Source organism: Anoxybacillus kestanbolensis (genome assembly GCF_001996285.1).
Lineage (GTDB): Bacteria > Bacillota > Bacilli > Bacillales > Anoxybacillaceae > Anoxybacillus > Anoxybacillus kestanbolensis_A.
The window spans coordinates 21306-46201 of sequence record NZ_MQAD01000033.1 but is presented as its reverse complement, the minus strand read 5'-3'; the positions used below and the strand labels follow the sequence as shown (position 1 = coordinate 46201).

Annotated in this window: 18 protein-coding genes; 10 read left to right on the top strand and 8 right to left on the bottom strand. The window is 43.1% G+C overall.

Annotated elements, in window-relative coordinates; genetic code table 11:
- Positions 1 to 83 precede the first annotated feature (83 nt).
- Complete coding sequence (locus BO219_RS13425; protein WP_077429906.1) at positions 84 to 1592, top strand: glycine betaine uptake BCCT transporter; 1509 nt, start codon at positions 84 to 86, stop codon at positions 1590 to 1592.
- Positions 1593 to 1691: 99 nt separating this feature from the next.
- Positions 1692 to 4748, top strand: coding sequence for an efflux RND transporter permease subunit (locus BO219_RS13420; protein WP_077429905.1), 3057 nt, complete (start codon positions 1692 to 1694; stop codon positions 4746 to 4748).
- Positions 4749 to 4867: 119 nt separating this feature from the next.
- Here the strand turns inward: BO219_RS13420 and BO219_RS13415 are convergent, their stop codons facing one another.
- The 3 genes from BO219_RS13415 to BO219_RS13405 are packed head-to-tail and all read right to left on the bottom strand — an operon-like array spanning position 4868 to position 9714.
- Entirely contained in the window at positions 4868 to 7561 is a 2694-nt protein-coding gene (locus tag BO219_RS13415) for a DEAD/DEAH box helicase (RefSeq protein ID WP_077429925.1), read from the bottom strand.
- Positions 7561 to 9216 carry an SWIM zinc finger family protein gene (locus BO219_RS13410; protein ID WP_077429904.1) on the bottom strand — a complete coding sequence of 552 codons (1656 nt, stop codon included), beginning with the start codon at positions 9214 to 9216 and terminating at the stop codon, positions 7561 to 7563. The genes BO219_RS13415 and BO219_RS13410 overlap by 1 nt, the downstream gene beginning before the upstream one ends.
- A gap of 54 nt (positions 9217 to 9270) precedes the next feature.
- The gene (locus BO219_RS13405) at positions 9271 to 9714 is read right to left on the bottom strand and encodes an Rrf2 family transcriptional regulator (RefSeq protein WP_077429903.1); all 444 of its coding nucleotides are present in this window, start codon (positions 9712 to 9714) and stop codon (positions 9271 to 9273) included.
- Positions 9715 to 9875: 161 nt separating this feature from the next.
- Here BO219_RS13405 and hmpA point away from each other — a divergent pair, with 161 nt between their 5' ends.
- Both hmpA and BO219_RS13395 read left to right on the top strand, forming a co-directional pair.
- Positions 9876 to 11105, top strand: coding sequence for an NO-inducible flavohemoprotein (gene hmpA / locus BO219_RS13400; protein WP_077429902.1), 1230 nt, complete (start codon positions 9876 to 9878; stop codon positions 11103 to 11105).
- Between the two features lie 102 nt (positions 11106 to 11207).
- Positions 11208 to 11627, top strand: a complete 420-nt coding sequence (locus BO219_RS13395) for a VanZ family protein (protein WP_077429901.1) — start codon at positions 11208 to 11210, stop codon at positions 11625 to 11627.
- Between the two features lie 8 nt (positions 11628 to 11635).
- On the opposite strand, the gene BO219_RS13390 is transcribed toward BO219_RS13395, so the two are convergent.
- The 3 genes from BO219_RS13390 to BO219_RS13380 all read right to left on the bottom strand — a co-directional run bounded on the left by BO219_RS13390 (position 11636) and on the right by BO219_RS13380 (position 14631).
- Positions 11636 to 12685 (bottom strand): Fic family protein, encoded by a 1050-nt coding sequence (locus tag BO219_RS13390; RefSeq protein ID WP_077429900.1) that lies wholly within the window; start codon positions 12683 to 12685, stop codon positions 11636 to 11638.
- Between the two features lie 99 nt (positions 12686 to 12784).
- A complete protein-coding gene (locus tag BO219_RS13385; protein ID WP_077429899.1) occupies positions 12785 to 13777 on the bottom strand; it encodes a Gfo/Idh/MocA family protein in 993 nt (330 codons plus the stop codon).
- Positions 13774 to 14631, bottom strand: a complete 858-nt coding sequence (locus BO219_RS13380; RefSeq protein ID WP_077429898.1) for a CvfB family protein — start codon at positions 14629 to 14631, stop codon at positions 13774 to 13776. The genes BO219_RS13385 and BO219_RS13380 overlap by 4 nt, the downstream gene beginning before the upstream one ends.
- Positions 14632 to 14754: 123 nt before the next feature.
- On the opposite strand from BO219_RS13380, the gene BO219_RS13375 reads away from it, so the two are divergent.
- Positions 14755 to 15870 (top strand): SEC-C metal-binding domain-containing protein, encoded by a 1116-nt coding sequence (locus BO219_RS13375; protein WP_198936698.1) that lies wholly within the window; start codon positions 14755 to 14757, stop codon positions 15868 to 15870.
- A 21-nt stretch (positions 15871 to 15891) separates the two neighbouring features.
- Here the strand turns inward: BO219_RS13375 and BO219_RS13370 are convergent, their stop codons facing one another.
- On the bottom strand, positions 15892 to 16620 hold the full coding sequence (locus tag BO219_RS13370; protein WP_077429896.1) for a hypothetical protein: 729 nt from the start codon (positions 16618 to 16620) through the stop codon (positions 15892 to 15894).
- 200 nt (positions 16621 to 16820) lie between these two features.
- Here BO219_RS13370 and BO219_RS13365 point away from each other — a divergent pair, with 200 nt between their 5' ends.
- Entirely contained in the window at positions 16821 to 18875 is a 2055-nt protein-coding gene (locus BO219_RS13365; RefSeq protein ID WP_077429895.1) for an S-layer homology domain-containing protein, read from the top strand.
- Positions 18876 to 18900: 25 nt separating this feature from the next.
- On the opposite strand, the gene BO219_RS13360 is transcribed toward BO219_RS13365, so the two are convergent.
- Positions 18901 to 19497 (bottom strand): hypothetical protein, encoded by a 597-nt coding sequence (locus BO219_RS13360; protein WP_077429894.1) that lies wholly within the window; start codon positions 19495 to 19497, stop codon positions 18901 to 18903.
- Between the two features lie 101 nt (positions 19498 to 19598).
- Between BO219_RS13360 and BO219_RS13355 the strand changes: the two genes are divergently transcribed.
- Genes BO219_RS13355 through csaB form a run of 4 tightly spaced genes read left to right on the top strand, consistent with a single transcriptional unit; the run spans position 19599 to position 24806 of the window.
- Positions 19599 to 20333, top strand: a complete 735-nt coding sequence (locus tag BO219_RS13355) for a WecB/TagA/CpsF family glycosyltransferase (protein WP_077429893.1) — start codon at positions 19599 to 19601, stop codon at positions 20331 to 20333.
- Positions 20330 to 21862: a putative polysaccharide biosynthesis protein gene (locus tag BO219_RS13350; RefSeq protein WP_077429892.1), complete on the top strand. Its 1533-nt coding sequence runs from the start codon at positions 20330 to 20332 to the stop codon at positions 21860 to 21862. The genes BO219_RS13355 and BO219_RS13350 overlap by 4 nt, the downstream gene beginning before the upstream one ends.
- Positions 21835 to 23727 carry a DUF5693 family protein gene (locus BO219_RS13345; RefSeq protein ID WP_077429891.1) on the top strand — a complete coding sequence of 631 codons (1893 nt, stop codon included), beginning with the start codon at positions 21835 to 21837 and terminating at the stop codon, positions 23725 to 23727. The genes BO219_RS13350 and BO219_RS13345 overlap by 28 nt, the downstream gene beginning before the upstream one ends.
- Positions 23724 to 24806: a polysaccharide pyruvyl transferase CsaB gene (gene csaB / locus BO219_RS13340; protein WP_226373837.1), complete on the top strand. Its 1083-nt coding sequence runs from the start codon at positions 23724 to 23726 to the stop codon at positions 24804 to 24806. The genes BO219_RS13345 and csaB overlap by 4 nt, the downstream gene beginning before the upstream one ends.
- Positions 24807 to 24896 lie beyond the last annotated feature (90 nt).

The following is a 24896-nucleotide window of genomic DNA, read 5'->3' as shown; positions in this document are numbered from 1 at the left end:
CCATAATTATGGTCGCCTGTTTCACAAATACCCGAAGACGCTAACACGATCCCCATAAGCACAATGAAAAAAGGGGGAATTTGATGAGGAACACAACACCTGTCTTTTATGTTTCTCTTGTCATTGCGATTTTATTTATTGGTTGGGGAGTGATCCCGGAAAGTGTATTGCCGCAATTTCATTTGGCGAAAGTGAGCGGCGACGTACAAAGTTTTCTAGTGCATAAGTTTGGTTGGTTTTATTTACTAGCCACAACGGCTTTTCTCGTCTTCTGTTTCGTTATGATCTTTTCAAAGTATGGAAACATTCGACTAGGTGCGGACGATGAAAAACCGGAGTATCGTTATCGAACGTGGTTTGGGATGTTGTTTAGTGCCGGCATGGGAATCGGGTTAGTGTTTTGGGGCGTGGCTGAGCCGATGTATCATTTTTACAGCCCACCTGTTGGTGAAGCAGAAACAGCAGAAGCTGCTCGTGTAGCGATGCGATATGCGTTTTTCCATTGGGGATTGCACCCGTGGGCGATTTATGCGGTTGTCGCGCTAGCGTTAGCTTATTTCCAGTTTCGGAAAAAAGAGCCGGGAGTGATTAGCCGCGTACTGCGTCCCGTGTTGGGTGAGCGTGTAAATGGATTAACGGGGATTGCCGTCGATACGTTAGCGGTTTATGCGACCGTTTTCGGTGTAGCGACTTCACTTGGATTAGGGGCGATTCAAATTAGTGGGGGGTTGTCTCACCTCTCTCCAAGTATACCAAACAGTTTTGCGACACAGCTCGTCGTTATCATTGTCGTTACGGTATTATTTATATTGTCAGCCCAAACAGGATTGAATAAAGGCATTAAAATATTAAGTGATACGAATGTGATGCTTGCAGTGCTTTTGATGTTTTTCTTGCTGTTTGCAGGACCGACAAACTTTATTATGGATGTATTTACCGCAACGGTCGGCTCGTATATTCAAAACTTACCATCTATGAGTTTACGGTTAAGTCCGTTCGAACAAAGTGAATGGCCGCGTGCTTGGACTATTTTTTACTGGGCATGGTGGATTGCTTGGGCTCCGTTTGTTGGCTCATTCATTGCGCGCGTGTCGCGGGGACGGACAGTGCGAGAGTTTATGATCGGTGTATTGCTCGTTCCGACGATTTTTAGCGCTCTATGGTTCTCTGTGTTTGGCGGATCTGCCCTGTATTTAGAAATGTTTGAGGGGGCAGACATTATGGAAACGATGAATGAGTCAGGCATTGAGATGGCGCTCTTTTCTGTTTTTAAACATTTCCCATTGAGCACGATTTTATCGGGGTTAGCGATTTTACTCATTTGTACGTTTTTCGTTACATCAGCCGATTCGGCGACATTTGTGCTAGGAATGCAGACGACAAATGGAAGTTTAAATCCATCAAACTCTGTTAAATTGACTTGGGGAATCATTCAGTCCGCGACCGCCACCATTTTACTTTGGACAGGCGGATTACAGGCGCTTCAAACCGCATCAATTATTGCGGCGTTTCCATTTACGGTTATCATGCTTCTTATGATTCTTTCTTTGTTGCGGTCGTTTAAAAAAGAAACATTTGTGAAGAAAAAATAATCGGTCATGATGTGGCCGATTATTTTTTAATGTAAAATTTGACATACACGTAGCGGTTCGCTACCCTAACAATTAGAATGATGCAGAGGGGGCGAAGGGATGAACATTAGCCATTTTTCGATTCGGCGCCCGGTGTTGACGATTGTCTCGATGATCATCGTCATTCTTTTAGGGGCGGTATCGTTATTGAATATTCCGATGAAGCTTATTCCTGATATTCAACCACCCGTTGGGGTTGTTGTGGCGACGTATCCGGGAGCTGGGCCGACCGAAGTGCTTGAAAAAGTGACGAAGCCGCTAGAAAGTAGCTTAGCGACGTTGCCGGGGTTAAAGTCGATGACGTCTACGTCGCAAGAAGGCTCGACGCTCATTTTACTGCAGTTTTCATGGGCGACTGTCATCGATGATAGGCAAAATGACGTCATGCAGCGGATCGATCAAACGCCGCTTCCTGATGACGTGCAAAAGCCGCGATTTTTAAAGTTTGATCCATCGCAGTTTCCAGTCATCCAACTGACGTTAACGAGCAAAAAAGGAACGGACGAATTACAAGCGTTAGCGCAACAGTTAAAAGCAGAGCTTGCAAAAACGGAAGGGGTAGCGAGCGTAAACGTATCTGGCACGCTAACAAAGCGTGTACGTGTGCTCGTCGACCAAAATAAACTGCGCACGTATCGGCTTTCCCAACAAGATATTGCAAACTTCATTTCAGCAAATAACGTGTCGTTGCCAGGGGAAACAGTTGTCATCGATGAACGACAATTGTCGACGCGCATTTTAAGTACGGTACAATCGGTCGATGAATTAAAAAAACTCGTGATTACGATTGATCCGTTGACAAAAAAGCGTATTCGTCTACAAGATGTCGCGAAAGTCGAACTCGTTTCAGACGAACAACAAACGATCACAAGAACGAATGAACAGCCGTCTGTGTTAATGAGCGTGTTGCAAAAAGCGGATGCGAACACAGCGGAAGTGTCCAAAGCGTTTCAAAAACAGTTAGACAAGCTATTGAAAAAAGAGCAATTTCAACACGTCCATGCTGATATATTATTTGACCAAGGGGAGTTTATTGAACGGACGATTCGCAATATCGCGCAGTCGCTCGTGTTAGGTGGGGCGTTTGCGATGGCGGTGCTGTTTATTTTTTTACGAAACATGAAAAGTCCAATCATTATCGGCATCGCCATTCCGTACTCTGTCATTGTGACGTTTGTTTTAATGTATTTTTCCGATTTTACGTTAAATATTATGACGCTTGGCGGATTAGCCCTTGGGATCGGGATGCTTGTTGACAACTCTATTGTCGTTATTGAAAATATTTCCCGCCATTTAGCGATGGGAAAAGAGCCGAAAGAAGCGGCAAAAGACGGAGTGAGCGAAGTCGGCAGCGCTATCGTCGCATCGACGTTGACGAGTGTAGCTGTGTTTATTCCGGTATTATTTATTACCGGATTAATCGGTGATTTATTTACCGAGTTTGCGCTAACGATTGCGTTTAGTTTGCTCGCTTCCTTGTTCGTGGCATTAACCGTCGTGCCGATGCTTGCGAGCCGTTGGTTGCGCCCACGCAGACGTTACCGCGAAGAAGCGCGGTTATCTTCCGCCCCGATGCGTGCGCTTGAACGAAGCTTACGTTGGTCATTGCGCCACCGTTTTGTTGTGTTGTTGTTGGCAGTTAGTTTGCTTGGTGTCGGTGTGGTCGGGTTAACGAAAGTCGGGATGGAGTTTTTGCCGAATACAGACGAAGGGTTTTTCTCGATTCGTGTGCAAACGGGTGACGGTGATTCTTTACAGGCGACAGAACGTGTTGTTCAAGCGATTGAACATGAATTAAAGCGCGTCGATGACATCGAAACGTACGTAAGCCTAATCGGTTCGACACAAGAACAGTCGTTTCGTGGAACGGCGCAAAGCAACGTCGCGGAAATATACGTGAAAATGAAGCCGAAAGATAAGCGTGATCGCTCGGTGTTCATCGTCGTTGATGAGTTAAAATCCCCTGTGCAACAAGCGGTGAAAAAAGTGAACAAAAACGCGGAAGTGTCGTTTAACTTGCAAGCATCGACCGGAAGTGCGCCAAATACGTTAACATTTAGCGTAAAAGATACGGATGAGCAGCGATTGAAGCAAGTCGTCAGCAAAATTGAAAAACGGCTCGCTTCGTTAAAACAAGTCAAAGAAGTGACAACCGATTTATCAGAAACAGTCGATGAAATACAAGTGAAAGTCGATCAGGAAAAAGCGTTGCAACATGGACTTACACCAGCGCAAGTCGCCATCGTTGCCCAACAAATGACGCGCGGAATGACAGCGACGCGCATCATTGACACAAATGCCAACGTATATGACGTCATGGTCGAGTACGATCCAAACGTAAAAAATTCTGTTGCCGATTTAAAACAATTGCTTGTGAAAAAGCCGGATGGATCATTTGTGAAGCTCGGCGACATTGCATCCGTTTCGATCGGAAAAAGCCGTGTTCAAATTCAGCGAGTAAATGAACAAAGCGCCGTCCAGTTTACGGTGAAATATAAAAGTTCCGTGACACTTGGCGACATATCAGCGCTTGTTGATCGGGAAATCGAAAAGCTCGATCTTCCATCAGAAACGGATATTGTTTTCGGGGGAGATCGCGAGTTGCTTGAGTCGTCCATTGATGATTTAGCTTTAGCGTTTGGGTTGGCGGTGACGTTCGTCTATCTTGTGATGGCGGCGCAATTTGAATCGTTTAAACATCCGTTTATTATTATGTTTACAATTCCATTAATGGTCATTGGAATTGCGGGCGGATTATTGTTGACGCAGACGCCAGTAAGCGTCATGGTCATTATCGGAGGCATCGTCCTTGCGGGAATTGTTGTTAACAATGCGATTGTCCTTGTCGATTATATGAATCAATTGCGTGCGCGCGGAGAACGAGACATTATTGTCACAGCGGTAAAACTTCGTCTTCGTCCGATTTTAATGACGGCGTTAACGACAATTTTAGGGCTGTTGCCGCTTGCTTTTGGGATCGGTGATGGAGCAGAGCTTAATCAGCCGATGGCGATTACTGTTATCGGTGGACTGATTAGCAGCACCTTTTTAACGTTATTTGTCATTCCGATTGTATATAGCTTTACGTTATCGAGAAAGTTTTATATTCAAAAATAAACAGCCGGTCGCGTCGGCTGTTTATTTTTTTCGTTCTTCTAACTTTTTTGCCATTTGTTCAAGCAGTTTTTCCCATAACGTTTGTTGCTTCGTTCCTTTTTTCTTTGCCATATTTCACCTCATGAAAGCGTAAATAGTTCGCGCAATTGTTCGTTGGATAGTTCGGTAATCCACGTTTCACTTTGGATGAGCTGTTCATTGAGCGCTTGTTTTTTCTCAAGCATATCGTCGATTTTTTCTTCAATCGTCCCGGTTGTAATGAATTTATGCACATGAACAAATTTCGTTTGCCCGATGCGATACGCTCGATCTGTCGCTTGGTTTTCCACAGCCGGATTCCACCAACGGTCAAAATGAATGACGTGGTTGGCGGCTGTTAAGTTTAGACCTGTCCCGCCCGCTTTGAGCGATAAAATGAATATATGAAACTTCCCGTTTTGAAATTGTTCGATCATTTCATCGCGCGTTTGTTTCGGTGTGCTTCCATTTAAAAAGACGACAGTTTCTTTCAAATGCGTAGAAAGAAGGTGTTGGATCATCTCGCCCATTTGAATGTACTGCGTAAAGATTAAGCAACTTTCCCCGTTTTCGCGAATTTGTTCAACAAGCTCAAGCAGCTTTTCTACTTTATGCGATCGCTCGACGATTTGCTTTGGATGTTTTTCTTTTAAGTATAGTGCTGGATGGTTACATAATTGTTTTAAGCTGTTTAACATTTGTAAAATGATGCCACGTCGTGCAAACCCATCGACTTGTTCGAGCTTTTCAAGCGACTGTTGTACAATTTGTTCGTATAAGGATGCTTGCTCGACGGTGAGTGGGCAATATTCTTTTTGTTCGAGTTTATCAGGCAAGTCGAGCGCAATGCGTTCGTCTGTTTTCGTTCGCCGCAATAAAAATGGACGAATGAGTTTTTGTAGTTTTTCCGTTGCTTGTGCGTCTCCGTTTTTTTCAATCGGCGTTGCAAAGCGACGTTGAAACTCTGTTTGTGAGCCTAAGTAGCCCGGGTTTAAAAAGTGGAAGATGCTCCAAAGTTCGTTTAGTCGATTTTCAATCGGTGTACCGGTGAGCGCGATTTTATGGCGCCCTTTTAGTTTACGAATGGCACGCGCTTGTTTCGTTTGGGCATTTTTAATGTTTTGTGCTTCATCTAAACAAATGACATCCCAATCGATGCTTGCGAGGTCGTCGAAATCTAAATGCGCCAAACTGTACGATGTAATGACAAGGTCACAGCTTTTTGCTTTTTCGACAAACGTATCTTCATGTCCACGATTGGATCCGTGATGAACGTAGACGGTTAAAGACGGGACGAATTGCTGACATTCTTTTTGCCAGTTGCCGATGACGCTCGTTGGACAAATAAGTAAAGCAGGGCCGTTTCGTTTCTCGTTTTCTTTCACATAGGCGAGATAGGCTAGCATTTGTATCGTTTTCCCAAGACCCATATCGTCTGCTAAACAGCCACCAAAACCGAGCTGGCGTAAAAAGACAAGCCAGTCGACGCCTCGCTGTTGGTATGGACGTAACGTGCCGTGGAACGTGCTCGGAATACTGACCATTGGGATATGGTCAATGTTTTTCATTTTTCGTACGAGTGTGGCAAACGAGCGATTTAGTTCAATGTCAATCGCTTCATCGTCTTCATGTTGTTCGTTTGTTTTTTCCGCGAGCGTTTGCATCAGCACGTCACGAAGCGATAAACCTTCTTGTTTCGCTCGTTTCATCAGCTTTTGTACGTGTTGAATGACGGCAGGGTCAAGTTGCACCCATTGATCGCGAATGCGCACGAGGCGGCGCTTTTGTTCGACGAGTTCCGCGAATTGCTGCTCCGTCAGTTCGATGCCGTTTGTAGCGATGCGCCAGTCGAAATCGACGAGTGCATCGAGTCCGAATACAGATGTCGCCGATGATTTCACTCGTGCTTTTACACGAAGGCGCGTTTGTTTGACGACTTCCCACCATTCCGGAACGATAACGCGAACGCCTGCTTCGGTGAGTTCGATTGTCGCTTCCACTAAAAAGCGCAACGCTTCTTCTTCGTTTAGTTGCGTGCGCAGCGCCCCATTTTCGCTCAGCCATGGAACGATTGTTTGCCAGCGTTGTTGAGCTCGTTCAATATGGTTGGCGTACGCTTGCCAAGCTTTCGGCATATGCGGATACACGGTGATGTCGTTTGTTGCTGCGTCGATGAGCACCGTTTCAAGCGACCATGCTCCCCCATCTTCCTCTGGTTCGTTTAAACGAATGGCGACGATAAATGGCGGGCGGTTTTTGTCCCAGCCGATTTCGGTGAGCCAGTCATGCTCGTCCATAAATGAAACGCTGTCGCTTGTCAGTAGCGGATATGTTTCAACGATTTGTTGCCACGTTTGTTTTAGCTCCACGTCCGATTGAATCCAGTCGTTTATTGCTTCAGAGCGCCACATCGCAACGAACGGATGATCTTCTTCTGTACCTTTCCAGCCGAATTGCCCTTTTTTCCATGTTTCAAAGTCAGGCATAAACTGCTTTTGTTCGATATGTCCCATGATTTGTTTTGCCCATGTTTGAAATTGTTTGCTTTGTTCGTCCCATATCATATGAATAAATCGATTGGACGATGGATAAGCAAAAAACGTAAGCGCCTCCCAAGGCGAAAGAAGGACGCCAATATGGTTTCCGATTGTATCAACTGTCGCAAATGTCCCGTAAAACGTTTCTTCATGCCAACAAAAGACGAGCTCTTTCCACTCATCTGGGTGCGCATCATCACTATAAATGAAAAACTGTTTTTGTTCTTCAAGCCAGCGGCTTTTTAGTTCAAGTTGCATCATATGAATTTCCCTTTCCGTAATAAATCTTGAAAGGCACGTAATCGTTTCGTTTGTTCAGCTAATGTTGCGATATATGTTTCCCAGCGCGACATTTGTTTTAAGGCGCGGTAATGGGCGCGCAGTTTTCGTAAATGTTTTATTGCTTGTTCGTATGCGCTGCGATTTTTTTGTTTAATATAATGCATAATCGTTTGGTGATACAAAGGAAGAACGAGCGAACGGTCCGCTTGTTCGACCGCTTTTAAATGGAGCGGATGAATCATGTCGACGGTTGCTTTTTCAAGCATATATAATTCAATAAGCTCTTTCCATTTTTGTTCATCAAATAAGTAATCGATGTACGTATAAAAACTGTACGGAAGCAGCTTTTGAAGAAGCTGTTCGTACCGTTCGGTTTGTTCATTTTTTGTAGCGATACTATATTGGACATAGGCAGATAGTACATGTTGAACAAACCACTCACGGTCAGTTATATGAAGCGAATATAAGTACGTTTCCACATTTTGTTCGAGCCGATGGAACCAATCAGCTCCACGTTGAATTTGCTTTTTCGCAAATGACATATGCATAAAACGGACGATATGTCCTGTTGCTAAGTATGGAAACGGTTCAATGAGCTGATACGCACGATGATCGTTTTCAAGCAAAAACGACACGTACGAAGCTGCGCCGATAAACGGTATTTTTTCTTCTACGGTTTGTTTCTTATTTAACTGCTCAATCGCCCATGTACATTCCTCTTGGCGATATGTTTCGTCGGTCAATACGGTTGTCCATATGATTTCGTATACATCTAATATTTGGCTAAAGTACGTTAATTCGCCTGACAATACGTTTCTTACGTATGGGATGGTAGCGTATAAAAGTTGTTCATGACTTTTTGTACGCGGTTTTTTCGCTAAATTTGTGAGTGCTTGTTGGACGGTTGAAGAAAATTGTTCCACATGCCGCTCTTGCATCATTGCGGAGTAGCCCCACGGTTGTTGTGGAATATGAACAAGTTTAATAAATGTAAATAAGGCGGCATGGACATAATATAAATGGTCTAAAAACGATGCTTTAGATGTCGGACGTTCGAATGTTGGGAAAAACGATTGAACGAGCCTGCGCATATGTTCTTCTTCCGTTACATTGTATAGCGGGATGCGGCGATATTTTTCTTCAAACGATTGCCACCACGCGTCAACGATATTTGTGTTGTTTGACGTATTGCTTCTATTTTTCTCGTTTAGCTTCTGTTGCTGAACGGTTTGTTGTTTCGCTTGTACGTCTTTTTGTTTTTCATTGCTTTCGGCTTTTTTTCGTTTTGTCGCTGGTTCTTTCCATGTTCTAATTAAATTCCCGACTGCATCAATTTGATTGTATGCATATAAAAATAACGCAACATTGTGCGGACATAGACCGACGGCTGTGCAAGTACACGATGAGCCCGCCGCCTGCTTTAACCGAAAAGACGGCTCATATGTATGTCCTTTATCTGTTACTTTCCCTTTCAGCACATTGTCCTCGATCGCCACGTTATATACATGCCCGGTGCGATACAACTGCCACGCACGTTTAATTAAGTCGCTATGTTTTTTGTACGGTAGCAGCTTTATGACACGTTGAGCCGCTTTCGTCATCAACTCTTGCGGCAACATCGCCTGTAACATGACAGCATCTCCTTCTCTTAAATTTGTCCTCATTTTAGCATGCTCTCTATTTGTTTACAAACGAGGGAAGTTAAAAAATGTTTTTAATGTTTGCTTATTTTGTAGTAAATCAGCAAGTGTATAATTGTCGAGTGTTTGTAAAAATGCTTGCAATGCTTCATGAAGAATATGTTTCAACTGACAAATGGGCGTAATAATACAGTCGTTTCCATGAGCGGCGAAGCATTCAACGAGAGATAAATTCTCTTCCGTTTGCCTAACGACAGCACCGATGCGAATGTCTTCTGGTTTTTTAGCGAGGCGAATGCCACCGTTTCGCCCGCGAATCGTTTCAATAAGTCCGAGTTTTCCGAGGTCGTATACAATTTTACTTAAATGGTTTTCTGAAATGGAAAACGTGCGGGAAATTTCTTTAATGTTTGTTTTTTCACCTTCTTCTAACGTTCCTAAAAAGAGAAGAACGCGCAACGCATATTCTGTATAGTTCGTTAACTGCATAATGTTTCACCTTTCATTTGTTATTTACTTTATATAGTAGCACATTCTTTCGTCTCGCCGTTATGTGATAAAAAAACATGTATTTTATATATTGCTTTTTTGTTTTTTATATGATTCAATAAACATGTATATAAAATATATGTTTTTGGGGGATATGTGTGATGGGCGCAATAAAATCTTTATTAAGCGAACGTACAATTGAAATTATCAAATCAACGGCTCCTGTGTTAGAACAATATGGGGAACAAATTACACGGCGTTTTTATGAACTGATGTTTTCTAATCACCCGGAGTTATTGAACATTTTTAACCATGCTCACCAAAAGCAAGGGAGACAACAAAAGGCGTTGGCCGCATCTGTATATGCAGCAGCGAAGCATATTGATCGTTTAGAGGACATTTTGCCCGTTGTTAAACAAATTGGTCATAAACATCGTAGTTTAGGGGTAAAAAAGGAGCATTATCCGATCGTTGGTAAACATTTATTGATGGCGATTAAAGATGTACTTGGTGAAGCTGCGACAGATGAAGTGATTGAAGCATGGAGAGAAGCTTACGGCGTAATTGCTGATGTATTTATCCAAGTAGAACAACAAATGTACGATGAGGTAGCGAAAAAACAAGGAGGATGGGTTGATTTTCGTCCTTTTGTTGTGCAGAAAAAAGTGAAAGAAAGTGATGTTATCACATCATTTTATCTTGTTCCACAAGATGGAGGGGAAATAAGCGATTTTCTTCCAGGACAATATGTAAGTGTGAAAGTGCAAATTCCAAGCGAAAAATATACGCACATTCGTCAATATAGTTTATCGGATGTACCAGGGAAATCGCACTACCGTATAAGTGTAAAGCGGGAAGTTGAAACAGCACAAAAGCCTGCCGGTATTGTATCGAATTATTTACATGATCATGTAAAAGAAGGGGACGTGCTTGAATTAAGTGCACCAGCTGGTGATTTTACAATCGACATGAGCAAGGAAACTCCTGTTATATTCGTTAGCGGTGGCGTAGGTATTACACCATTATTAAGTATGGCGAAGTCAGTCGTAAAACAACAGCCAAATCGTTCAATCACTTTTATTTGTGCGGCAATCAATCGTCGCGTTCATGCATTTGATCAAGAGTTGCGCATGCTCGCAGAACAAACGAACGTATCTTATTATGTTTGTTATGAACAACCGTCAGAAGCTGACCGAACTCATCCGTATTTTAAGAAGGAAGGATTTATTGACGCTTCATTTATGCGGTCTGTTATCGGGCAAACGAATGTCGATGTATACATGTGCGGCCCAATTCCTTTTATGAAAACTGTCAAAGAAGCTCTGCAGCAATGTGGGGTGGCTGAAGAGCGGGTTCATTATGAATTTTTCGGTCCTGCTAGTCAGCTGTAACATGTTGTCCTTCCCAATTTGGGAGGGGCTTTTTTGTTGTGAAAAAGAGGAAAAAGAGATAGAATGGTGGGAAGATTTCCGTATATAGAAAGGGTCTGAATGATGACTAAAACAAATCGTATGATATGGTGGGGTCTTGTCGTTGCATGGTGTGCGCTTATTTACTATTTTACCGAGTCTCCGCTATTTACAGGGGAGCAAACAGCACAATGGATTCGTCGTTTTCTTGAATATGTTGGCATTCATACGAACCGTCCTGTGAGCGACGGATTGTTTTCATGGAATTTTATTGTTCGAAAATGTGCGCATATGATGGTATTTGGAACGTTTGCGTTTTTTGCATGGAAAGCAACGGCTTCATACCGTGTCGCTTGGTTGTTGACGCTTTTTTGCGCCATGTTCGATGAATGGCATCAATCGTTTCAACCGAAGCGAACGGCGCTATTTTCTGACGTCATCATCGATATGATCGGGGCGACGATTGTGTTATGGATGGTTTGGAAGGCGAATAAGCGAGCATAGACGCTCGCTTATTCACTAGTTTTTTTCCACTTTGCGCTTCTTCCTTTACCAATTGGGGTGATTTTTTTTGCTTCTTTTAATTCGTTTAAGACGCGATTGATCGTTGCTTCACTAATGTCAGGACAGGCATAGCGAATCTCTTCTTTTGTAAAGTATCCAATTTTCCCTTCAATAAAATCTTTAATGCGCTTTCGTTTATTTCCGCGACTTGTTTCTACATAGCCCACACGCTCTTCAAGTTTTTTATATGCAGCAACGATAATCGATAAAAAGTAATGTAGCCAAGGAAAAATATCATTTTTCCCTTCATGCCAATGGATTGATGAGCGCTTTAGCACGTCGTAATATGTTTCTTTGCTTTCTTCAATGAGTGTTTCTATACTAATATAACGACCGACTTCGTACCCAAATTTGTATAGTAAAAGAAGAGTTAATAAACGTGACATCCGTCCATTGCCGTCGTGGAATGGATGAATGCAAAGGAAATCTAAAATGAAGATGGCAATTGCGATCAATGGATGTACGTCACCTTTTTGAACGGTATCTTGAAAAGTCATACAGAGAAGGCGCATGTGCTCATCTGTTTGAAAAGCAGGTACGGGAATGAAACGAATAAACTTTTCCCCATTCGGCAACGTTTCGCTAATATAGTTATCTTGACTTTTCCATTCTCCTCCTTGTGAAGGGACATACTCGTATAAATCACGGTGTAGTTGTTTGATGATAGAAGGGGATATCGGAATGGCATCGGATGAGGCGTGGATCAGTTTTAACACGTTCCGATACCCAGCAATCTCCCCTTCCGATCGGTCCATCGGTAACGTCTGTCCTGCCATAATGCTTTTCAGCCGTTTATTTGTAATGATAATTCCTTCAATCGCGTTTGATGATTTTGTTGATTGAATGATGGCTACATTTTTAAGTGTTTCGAGTATTTGGGGAGATTGTTTCTTATACAAATCTTGCTTCCCTTTGTATTCATCAATTTTTGAAAGTAATTGAAGAGTTTCCATCGAATAAGAGAGATGTTTCAGCAACTCGTAATTATAGATGCGCATCATATCACCTCGTGTGCAAATGATTATATTAAATTATAGCACACCCAATTATTTTTTATAAAAATATATTCATGAAATAAAAAAAGAGAACATTCCGCTTTAGGCGAAATGTTCATCAGCAGGAAATACAATGCCTGTTTGTTTTCTTGCTTCGTCCATCACTTTCATTGTCGCAAGCGAATGGGCGTGTGAATTAATTGTAGATTCTTTCTCTCCCTGTTCGATGAGTGACATAAATTCAAGCGCCTCATAGTACATCGGCTCGTACGGTTGCGGAACGGTGACGTCTTCAATGCGCCCGTCACGGTAATGAATATGAACACGTGCTGGCGTATGGATCGCATCGATAACGATCGTACCTTCTTCTCCTTGAATTTCGGCAGGAGCATACGAGTTTGCGATTTTGGAATACATAACGATCGCATCCATCTCGCCGTAATCGAGCATGATGCTTCCTTCGCCATCTACGCCCGACGATAGGCGAACGCCATGCGCTTGAATGGTTTTCGGTTCGCCAAACAAAACAACGAGCGGATATAAACAATATACGCCAAGGTCCATCAATGCCCCACTTGAAAAAGCAGGGTTAAAGGCGTTTGCGATCGTTCCTTGCTTAAACGCATCGTAGCGCGAAGAATATTGGCAATAGCTTGCGACGTAGCGACGGACGCGCCCGATTTTCGGTAAATGGTGTTGAACCGCTTGAAAGTTTGGTAAACACGTCGCCTTCATCGCCTCCATCAACACGACACCATTTTTTTGTGCCGCCTCAATCATCGCTTCCACTTCTTTGGCGTTAGAAGCGAGCGGTTTTTCACAAATGACATGTTTGCCGTGATTCATAAGCGTGATTGCTTGTTCGGCATGAAACGCATTTGGACTTGCGATATATACCGCATCGACGTTTTTGCTTACTGCAAGTTCATGTAAGTTTGTAAACGTTTCGGTTGCCCCTGTTTTTTCAGCAAAGGCGTTTGCGGTTTCTTGTTGACGAGAATAAACAGCTTGTAAATGAAACGAAGGCACTTGTTTGGCCGCGCGAATAAACGCTTCTGTAATCCAATTTGTTCCGATTGTCGCAAAACGAATCATTTTTCGTCTCTCCCTTGTATGTATGTCCAACCGTCTTGTTGGTACACTTTATTTTCTTTCATTAGCCGTCCGAGCGCGCGTTTAAATGCGGCTTTGCTCATATGAAAACGCGCCTGAATGTCTTCTGGGTCGCTTTTGTCGCTATATGGCATCGCACCGCCACGGCTTTCAGGATAGTTGTAGATCGTTTCTGCATCTGTTTGTAAACTTTCTTGTTTTCGCGGAAGTAGCGATACGTTAATCGTTCCGTCTTCTTTCACAGCGATGACGCGTCCTTCGACGAGTTCACCGAGGCGTGGTTCGCGTCTTCGTTGTGACTCGTGAATGAATCCGATATACCCGACCTCTGTGATAAGAAACGATCCTGCTTTAATTAAACGGTAAATGCGTCCGCGCACGTTCGTGTTAAACGCAGAAGCAGGGGCGGGAACGATTATTTGTTTCATCGTTTCTTCATCCGCGAGTTTCGCGAGCAGCCGTCCCCGTTTATCTACTTGGAGCGAACAGTACAACTGATCTCCTTTTTCCGGCCAAAGTGTCGGAATGGACGGTAAGTCATCGACCGATAATAACACGTCTTTTTCAATGCCGATATGAACGAAAACGCCGAGCTGTGGTACGACGTCGACGACTTCAACCCAACCGTATGATGTTGTTGTGATTAGCGGTCGTTTCATCGTTGCACGCATCCGACCGTCGTGGTCATGATAAAGAAATACTTCGACTTCATCGCCTATTTGTAGCGCACGTTCGCATTGGCTTTCATGAAGCAAGGCGCTTTCTTTTCCATTTGTGACGATGTAGCCGAACGGTTTTTGTTCTTTTACTTGCCATATTACGATTTGTCCAATCATTGCTCTCTTCCTTTTTTATAGCGTTTAATGCTTATTCTACACGATTGCAAGGAAAGACACAAAGGATGTATCTTCTTCCATTTTGACATGTTACAATAAAGAAAAAGTGTTGAGGTGGGGAAAATGAGTAAAGTAGCACGAAATGCGTTATGTCCGTGCGGAAGTGGAAAAAAGTATAAACATTGTTGTGGGAATAATGTTGTGTCGATGCATGAGCTTATCGATCAAGACGTTATTCACCATATGCACGATCTCATTCACTATGCTACATTTGAACACGAATCGTTTTTGTATCGAACGGTTCAAAAACATATGATCGTAGAACAAACGGACGAAGATACAACACCTGTGTTTCGCTTTTTCATTAGTATGTGGGCGATGTTTTTCAAAAAGGATGCACATGGGATGACGATTTTCGATTACTATTTGCGCACGCTTCGTAAGCAGGCAATTCGGCCGACTGTATATAGCATCATTCAATCGTGGCGGCAGGCGTTTCCGACGTTTGTTTGCATAGATGAATTGCGCGATTCGTATGTCGTTGTTACGGACTTATTAACAGAGGAAACGAAACAGATGAAATTGCTTGATATGCCGGATGAGTTTCATTTAGAAGAAGGACAAGCATTGGCGGGTGTTTTTGTACCTCATGGCCAATATATCGCTTGTTTTGGAACATTTTTTCCTCTCCCGGTCGTTTTAACCCATCCGTTATACGTATACATACAAGATGTTTGGAAAGCGTGCGGCGAACAATATGAACGATGGATTGAGGCGTATCCAGAAACGTTTCAAAAATCGTTACGGTTAACGATGTTTGATGTCGAAAGTTTATCGCCAAAACAAGAGCAAGTGTTTACGTCATTTGAAAAAAACTTTCCGCAAAAAGAGCTGTCTATTATTGACACCGCACGTCTCATTTGGGTGGAATATTGTCGCCTGTACAATCCGACGATTCGAAAGCCAGAAGTGTACGCAGCAGCGCTTCATTACATTATGGCTGATGCGATTTTGCAACAAAGGATTTCACAAAAACAGCTTGCTGAGCAATACGGCATTTCTGCGAGTACGTTATCGAAACGGATCGATACGTTTTACGATGCGTTTGAAGACATTGCCGGACAAATTCACGACCAACTTGATGACTTATTTACTGACTGGGATGATGACGACTGGGAAGAAGATGACTGGGACGATGAGGACATCTTTGAAGTATGTGAAGATTGTGATGAAGAGTAAAAGGGAGCGACGGGCTCCCTTTTACAGTTTGCTCAACGCTTTTTTTAATAGCGCGTTGCGTTGCGCTGATTTTTGTTGTTCGTATGTTTCACGAAATTCTTTCGCATGATTTGGGCTAAAGCCATTCTTTTTTAATTCGTTTTCTAGTGCGTTGTAAATGACGTTGAATGCTGCATCTGTTTTTGCCTCAAGCTCTTGGGCAGCTGTGTTGTATTTGGAGAAGAAGTAATTAAATGATACCGATTGTCCATTTGCTTTTCTTTCTTTGTACTCTCCAATTGCGTGATCGACAAGCGCGTCAATTTTAGCATTCGCTTGCTGTTGGAGGAGTTCAAACGACGGACGATACTTTTCTTTAATGCTTGCGACCGTTACTTGTTGGACGGGTTCGTTTGTTTTGTTTTCTTCATTTGTATCATTTTGTTCGTTTGATTTGCTTTCGTTATTTGTTCCTTTTTCATCGGATGGCGACGATGACTTGTTTTCCTCCTCATGTTCTGTTTCATTGTTGTTTGCTTGACTATTTGTGTCGTCTGGATTCTTTGTTGTGGATGTTTGCTCGTTTCCTGACGCAGATGAATTGCTGTCATCAGGCAACACAATTTCATATTCTTCTTCTACAATTTTAGCTACTTCTTTGTCCTCTTTCTTCAAATCTACTTTTTTATTCGTAAGAAAATAATAGTATCCCCCTGCACCACCAAGAACCAAAACGATGATGCTAAGTGAAATGACGATCCACTTTTTCACTTGAATGATCTCCTTTCTCTTTGTTCCGCTATGTTTATCATACACGATTTTATAGAACAATAGACATAAAAAATGTAACCAAGCTGGAAATACGTCTTGATATCGTCATACAATTGAATTACTATAAACTTATGGAAATAAAAGATAGATTACGGTTGTTAGTACTTTCATATTTACATATATTTAAATGAGGTGATGAAATGAAAAAATATCCATGGAGTCAAAAGGCGTTGCGGGCGATGATTGCTACGGCGGTTGCTTTCACACCAGCGGTTGCGATTGGTGGACAAGCTACACATGTTGAGGCGGCGCAAGATGAACTAGGTACGAAAATCTCAAGACTTGTTGCAATTTATAACAATTTAAGTTCAGAAGGTGTGACAGTTTACAATAAGGCTGCAACAGCTTTAAATGGATTACAGGATAGCGATTGGGAGGACGTTATTGGCTCGACAGTTAAACAAAACATTGACAACAAAGCAGGCACAGGAAAGGCAGTAGAAGTTGCGAAAGCTTTAGCAACGATTGTGTATAGTGCCAATGGTTCGACATTAGAAAGTCAAATTCGCTCGTTCCAAACGAATTATAGTGATGAGTTTGATCAAGTGTTTGGTACATCTGTAACTGTTGATAAATTAATTACATTTTTTACAGAAGCAGAAAAAGAGGTATGGAATCATTTAGATCAAGCTATCGATTTAGCGTCTAATCCATCAGAAGAACAATACAAGAGTTTTATTCGTACGATTCGCAATGGAGTGGAATCGAAAAATCCAAGTCTTGCTACGCTAGATGCTGATTTAAGAAACGGGATCGGTGCAGGGTTAGACGATTTGTTTAGTATGAAAACAAGATTAGACCAAAAGCTTTCTTTAACAGCAGAAGACAAGTCCACTTTAAAAACAGCGCTTATAGCTGCTATTGTAGCTACAGGTAATCCGTATTCATCAGGCGGTGGCAGCACAGGTGGCGGTAGCACAGGCGGTGGTTCAGTTGTAACTCCTCCAAGCACAGGAGTAGACAATGGAAAAGTAAATGTTGGCCAAGATGCAGTAACGACAAAAGAGCAAACAAACAGCAAAGGACAAAAAGAAAAAGTAACCGAAGTGAAAGTAGACAAAATTGCAGATATCGTTAATCTTGTTTCAGCTCAAAATAAAGAAATCGTGTTAGGCGTTGGTACGCTTGGAGCGAATGAAGTGGCAAAGGCGGAAGTACCAGCAAAGCTATTTGCGGATGTAGCGGCAAAAGAGGCAAAAGCGATAGTGAATGTTCAAACAGATAAAGCATCATATAAGTTACCTGTGGCGGAAATTCAAGCGAAGCTTACCGAAATCGCGCAAAAGCTAGGTTCAAGCATAGATAATATAAAAATCGTTATTGAAATGACGAAAGTCAATCCGCCTCAAGGAGTAACTGCGGTATCGGATGCGGTGGAGTTTAACGTTGTTGCTACAGCAAACGGAAAAAGCGAAACGATTACACGGTTTACGCAATATGTGGAACGTGAATTAAAGGGATCGAAAGTATTTGTTCCACAACGTTCGGTAGCTGTGCGTGTTGATGCAAACGGCAACCTTGTCTCTGTGCCAACGGTGTTTAACGGCGATCAAGCAACAGTAAAATCACTAACAAACTCCACATATGTCGTTGTTGAAAACAATAAAACGTTTGTAGATGTTGATAATGGAAAAACATGGGCAGAAGCGTATGTTGAGGCGCTTGCATCTAAGTACATCATTAAAGGAAAAACAGATCAAACGTTTGCACCAAAAGAAAATATGACACGTGCGCAATTTGCTGTTTTACTTGTTCGTGCGCTTGGATTGCCGAGTGAGACATATGATAAACGGTTCAAAGATGTGAAAGGAACAGAATGGTTCAACGAAAATGGCGAGCTTGCTGCGGCGGTGAAATATGGCATTATTCAAGGAAAAGGTAATGGTGTATTTGCACCGAATGCGCCAGTAACTCGTGCGGAAGCAGCGGTCATGTTCAAACGAGCGCTTGAATTATCATTCTTGAATTATGATATGACACAGTTAGATAGTACGAAGAAAGTCACCGACTTTAAAGATGCTAGCCAAGTGAAAGCGTGGGCGAAAGACAGTGTTGAAAAAATGTACCAAGCTGGTATTTTTACAGGACGGGAGAATAATCGTTTTGTGCCAGCTGGATATATGACACGGGCAGAAGTGGCTAAAGCATTGGCGGAGTTTTTAGCATCTGCGAAATTAATGAACGATGTACAATAAAAAAGGGAGCGAAAGGCTCCCTTTTTTAAATGAGTTCAATATCTTCTAAAATCATGCTTGCAAAAAAGCCGCTAATATGATGAAGCGCCTCAAGCACTACTTTCGGATCAGCGTCAAAAAAGTCTTTCATCATTGGCTGGTTTTGTTCATGAATAAATGCGAAAATGAAATCTGTCTTGATTCGATTGCTTAGTAAGACAGGGCAATAGCTCAGTTCAAGCTTACGTTTTATATTTTCTTCGTCGCCGAAATGTTTGTGATATACTTCACGCAACGTTGGCAATTGTTCTTGAATTTTTTTATGCGCATCTGTTACCCAAGCTTGCACCGCTTCAGCAGGTGGAAATTGTTTATGAAGCAAAATGAGCTCAAATATTTTGTTTAATGCAAAGCTTGACTCTGTCGCAAAAGCGACGTTCGTTAAAAGCAATCCGACATACTCTTCCTCCGTTTTCGTCTCTAAACGCATGTTCATGAAAATCTCTAATATTTCCGAGTGTACTTTCGTCTTCGTCCAATCCTTTGTCAATTGTTGAACGAGCGCCATCACCGTTCGATTGACTGTGTCATTTGTCCATTCCATCGCGAATGCAACCCTTTCTTTTGCATGTATGTATACCATTAGTTTACCAATGTTATGACGAAGAAGAAATAGTCAATGTCATATTCATTGTGATATGATTAATAATGTTGTCGAACAATCGAATTAAAGGAGCGTTTTGTATGTCGTTTCAAACGGTTCACATACTTGGAGTTCCGTTTGTTCGTGCGACAATGGATGAAATGATGTCCGTCATTCATGCGCACGTCAAACAACAAAAGCCGTGCTTTATCGTAACGGCGAATCCTGAAATTGTGATGAAAGCAAATGAAGAACCTACATATATGGCAACGATTCAACAAGCAGATTATGTCGTTGCTGACGGGATCGGGGTCGTGAAAGCGGCTGAACTGCTCGGAACGCCGCTTCCAGAGCGAGTGGCTGGCTACGACTTGCTTTGCCGCTGTTTGCAGCTTGCTGATGAGTATGAATATCGCGTATATATGATTGGGGCAAAAGAAGAAGTTGTACAAGCAGCGGCACAACATATTCGTCAACACTACCCGAACGTTCGTTTAGTTGGGGTACGCAACGGCTACTTTAATTGGAACGATCAGACAATTGTCGAAGAAGTAAAACAAGCCGAGCCAGACTTTGTATTTGTTGCGCTCGGTATGGGAAAACAAGAACAATGGATCGCCAAACATATGCATACAGTCGGACGTGGTGTATGGATGGGCGTTGGCGGAAGCTTCGACGTGCTTGCTGGAGTGGTCAAGCGCGCCCCTGAACTATGGATTCGTCTAAATCTCGAATGGCTGTATCGTTTACTGAAACAGCCGACGCGAGCGAAGCGGATGATGGCGTTGCCGCGCTTTGCGTGGACGATTTTAAAGCAAAAGGTTGTTAGAAAATGAGCCAGTCATTTGTGAAAGGGACGATCATTTTAACACTCGGCACGATCATCTCGAAAGTGCTTGGCAGCATTTTTCGCATTCCGTTACAAAACATTGCGGGAGATAAAGTGCTCGGCATTTTTAGTCTCGTTTATCCGCTCTATATGGTTGCGCTCATTTTATCGGTTGCGGGGATTCCGATTGCTGTATCGAAATTAATTTCCGAAGCGCGCGCCCAGCAAAAAGAAGATGAAGTCGCGCGACTTATCAAAACCGCAAGCGTATTGGCATTTAGTTTCGGCGTGCTCAGCTTTTCGCTCCTTGTAGGAGGCTCCTCATGGATCGCCCAAGCACTAGGTGGCGAGGAAGCGCAATGGGCGATTATTGTCGTATCCACAACGCTTCTTATCTCACCATATATGGCGGTATATCGCGGGTTTTTTCAAGGGCTTGAAAATATGAAACCGACGGCGGCATCACAAGTACTTGAACAATTTGTGCGCGTTGCTTTTATTTTACTTGTTGCTTTTTATATGGTGAAAGCTGCATACCCTGACGATATAATCGCCGGAGCAATTATGATTGGCTCGCCGCTTGGGGCGTTTGCAAGTCTCGTATACTTACGGGCGCTGTATGCCCGCTCTCCTTACCGTCCGAAACGTGTGAAACTAACGCGCACGCAGTGGATGGAGACGAGCAAGACGATTTTAACGTTATCTATTCCTATTGCGCTCGGTGCCCTAGCAATGCCGTTTTTAAATTTAGTCGACTCGCTATCCGTTCCGCTCGCGCTTCGTTCGTATGGCGTAGGAGCAGACGAAACGAGCTATTTATTTGGGCTATATAGTCGCGGAACAGCCCTTGTGCAAATCGCAACCGTATTTTCATCTTCGCTTGTGCTCCCGCTCATTCCGCTTCTAAGCAAGCAGTTAGCGAAAGGGGAGTTGACACAAGCGCGACAAACGATTCAAAAATCGTTTGAACTATCACATTTCTTATCATGGCCGATTGCGGCCGGATTAGCTGGTTTAACGGTTCCTTTGAACATCGCTTTATTTACAAACCACGAAGGAAGCTTGACGATGGCTATCGTGCTAGCAAGTTCCGTATTCACCTCGCTCGCTTTGCTTGGCACAGGCATTTTACAAGGCATCGGTGAATCAAAGCGCGCGGCAGTCATTATCGTCATCGGCTGTGTCGTGAAATGGGGAACAAACATATTATTTATTTCTTGGTACGGCTTAATTGGTGCTGGTATTTCGACGCTTGTCACATATGCGTTTATTACATGGATGAACCATGTTGCGATTCGCCGTCACATATCGCTTTCGTTTTGGAATCGAAAGGTCATCGTCTATGTATTTGCTTCGCTTGTTATGGGCATCGGCTTATTTCTCATTTCCCCAACGTGGGGAAGAATGGCGTCGCTCGTGTATGTAGCGATTGCAACAATCGGTGGTGGTCTGTTTTATGTTGGAATTGCACTTGCGCTCGGTGGAGTAACGCTTCAAGAGCTTCGCCAATGGTTGAATCAAACGAAGAAGGGATGAAACACGTGAAAAAATGGTTGTTGATTATCATCGCGCTTTCGCTGCTGCTCATCGCCCCAGCGATCAGCAAGCGTCATCAAGCAGAATGGGACAATCGAACGTATGAAATGATGATGCCATACGATGAAATCGAAGCATGGTTGCAAGAAGAAAAAGAAGAAGACGTATGGAAGCAATTGAAAGAAGCTGGTTTAACGACGGTAAGTATAGAAGCAGAAACGCTTGATTCACTTGAACAATCAGGACATGTTCTGTTGTTAAAGATGGACGAATGGAAACATACCCTCGTTTTATTGAATGAAACGGTCGCTCATCTTCCTTCGCGTGGGCTTGTCGTTTATCCGCTCGATGAAACGTTCCCGCTTGTTTCATCGCTCAAAGCGACGTTTGGCGATGACGTTCAAGCGATGCAAGCAAATGGAAAAACGTACTATATAATCGAAGGGAATGCGAAAAAAATCGAGCGTGTTCCACTCGGATATGATGAAATGAAAATCGCTCGTCTCATTGAACAAGGCTTAATGGTTGTACTTCGTATTCCAGATGCACGTGATATGAACGAAGCAAGTGTACGTGTACTTCAACAAATTGAAGCGTTAAAAAATGAACATACATTTAAGTTGTTGCCGACAGGAGAAGAAGTGGCCGGCTATCCGACAGATGTCGCAAAATGGGGCGAAAGATGGAAAGAAGCGGGATACGTCCTATTGTCAACGGAGTTTTACGAAGCGAAAGGATTGACGACATTAGCAAAAGCGATGGATGTGCACGTTGTTCGTTTACATAGTTTAAATTTAGAACAACGAAAGCCAAATGAAGCGGTTGATGTCGCTATTCGTGCGATTAAAGAGCGAAACATACGTGCCTTGTTTATTCGTCCGTATGCATCGGCAGATACAGAACAAAATATGGAAAAAACAATAACGGTGATGAAACAAATTGTTCAACATATGCCGAGTCATTATACGCTTGGAAAAAGCGAACCGTTCGCACCAATTGAACGTTCGTCTATTGCTACAATTGGATTTGTGATTGGGGCGACTGCTTTCGTTTTTCTTGCGGTTCGTTCGCTCGTGTCGCCAATGATGGCATCACTTGCCGCCGGCGGAACGCTCATTTTAAGTGTTGCAGGAACGGTGTTGGCGATTGATTTAGCCTTGAAGGCAGTCGCTTTGCTCGTTGCTATCATTACCCCAATATATGCCGCTAAACCTTCTTCCGTTCAAGAAGGATGGCGTGGTACATTTATGGCGTATGGTCGTGCTATCGCCATTTCGTTTGTCGGAATCAGTTGGATTGTGACGATGCTGTATGGAAATGAGTATATGGCTTATGTCGGTGAAGGGTTTCGTGGGGTGAAACTTGTTTATGTCGTTCCGCTTGTTGCCATGGTCGTACTCGTTTTACCTTGGATGATTCGAGAGCCGCTTCTTCCTTTTATGAAGCGACTATGGAAACACCCGATTACGATCGGACATGTCGTCATTAGCTTCGTTGTGCTTGCTCTGTTAGCGTATTATGTTTTACGTTCTGGCAATACAGGAACGGCAAGTGCCCTTGAACTAGCAGCGAGACAAAAATTAGAAGAATGGTTATATGTACGCCCACGCACGAAAGAGTTTTTACTCGGTTTTCCAGCTTATTTGCTTGCGTTATTTGTCATCAATAAGCAAAAACAGCTAGGGGCGATCCTCCTTGTCGTTGGGACAATCGGATGGTTGTCGATTATCAATACATTTACACATTTGCATATCCCACTTTTTATTTCATTTGTTCGCACAATGTATAGTCTTGGACTTGGGCTATTTATTGGTATTGCCCTCATTCACGTATATAAGTGGGTATGGAAAAAGGTGATACGATGAACATTGTACTATCTGGATATTACGGTTTTCATAACGTCGGCGACGAAGCCATTTTATATGCGATCATTCAAGCGCTTCGGGCGCATGATCCACATGTGCAAGTGACCGTGCTTTCAAACGATCCTGAATTTACAAAACAAACATATGGGGTTCATGCGGTAAATCGTTGGCGAATCGGTGACATCGTTCAGGCGCTCCGTCAAAGCGATGGGTTAATTAGCGGTGGCGGAAGTTTGCTTCAAGATCAAACAGGATGGCGCAGCATTCCGTACTATACGGGGATCATGCAAATTGCCAAATGGCTTGGCAAACCGGTCATGGTGTACGCACAAGGCATGGGTCCTGTCAACAACAAGCCAAATCAATGGTTGATGAAATGGACGTTAAATCAAGTCGATCGTCTTACGGTGCGCGATGAACCATCTGCACAACTATTAAAAACGTTAGGTGTTACAAAGCCGATTACTGTCGTACCTGATCCGGTGATGGGACTAGAGCCGCCGACAACGCCAACCGTTTGGTGGCAACAACAGTCGTTTACACGTCCTGTTGTTGCTGTTTCCGTACGGGATTGGCCGCGCGGTCGCGATTTTGAGAGAAAAATTGCTGTTGCGCTTGACCGTTCGATTGGAGCAGGTTTTGATGTTGTATTCATCCCGATGCATGGGCATCATGATGATCAAACGTCCCGTCGCGTGTTAGCGATGATGAAAGAGCGCGCCGTCGTTGCTCCTTATGATGCAAGCATTGAAGAAAAAATGGCGATGATCGCAAGCGCTGACTTACTCGTCGGGATGCGTTTACATGCGTTAATTTTTGCGGCGGTCGTTCATACACCGTTTATTGCTTTATCATACGATCCGAAAATTGATGCATTTGCCGAGCAAGCAAACCAACCGGTGTTTGCGCATGTCGAACGAGACGACTGGGACGGTGAAGCACTATTTTCATATATTCAACAATGTATGAACAAACGAGAAGAGCGAGAAGAAGCGATGATTCAAGCCGTTGCACCGCTCCAACAAACAGCCCAACAAACAGCTGCAGAAGCGCTCGCTTTGTTTCGGGATAAAAAATAGGTCATTGGACCTATTTTTATTTTTGTTATATAATTTTTGTGAATCGTCTGATAAAATAAAAAACAATACGTACATATTGTTTTCGTAAGG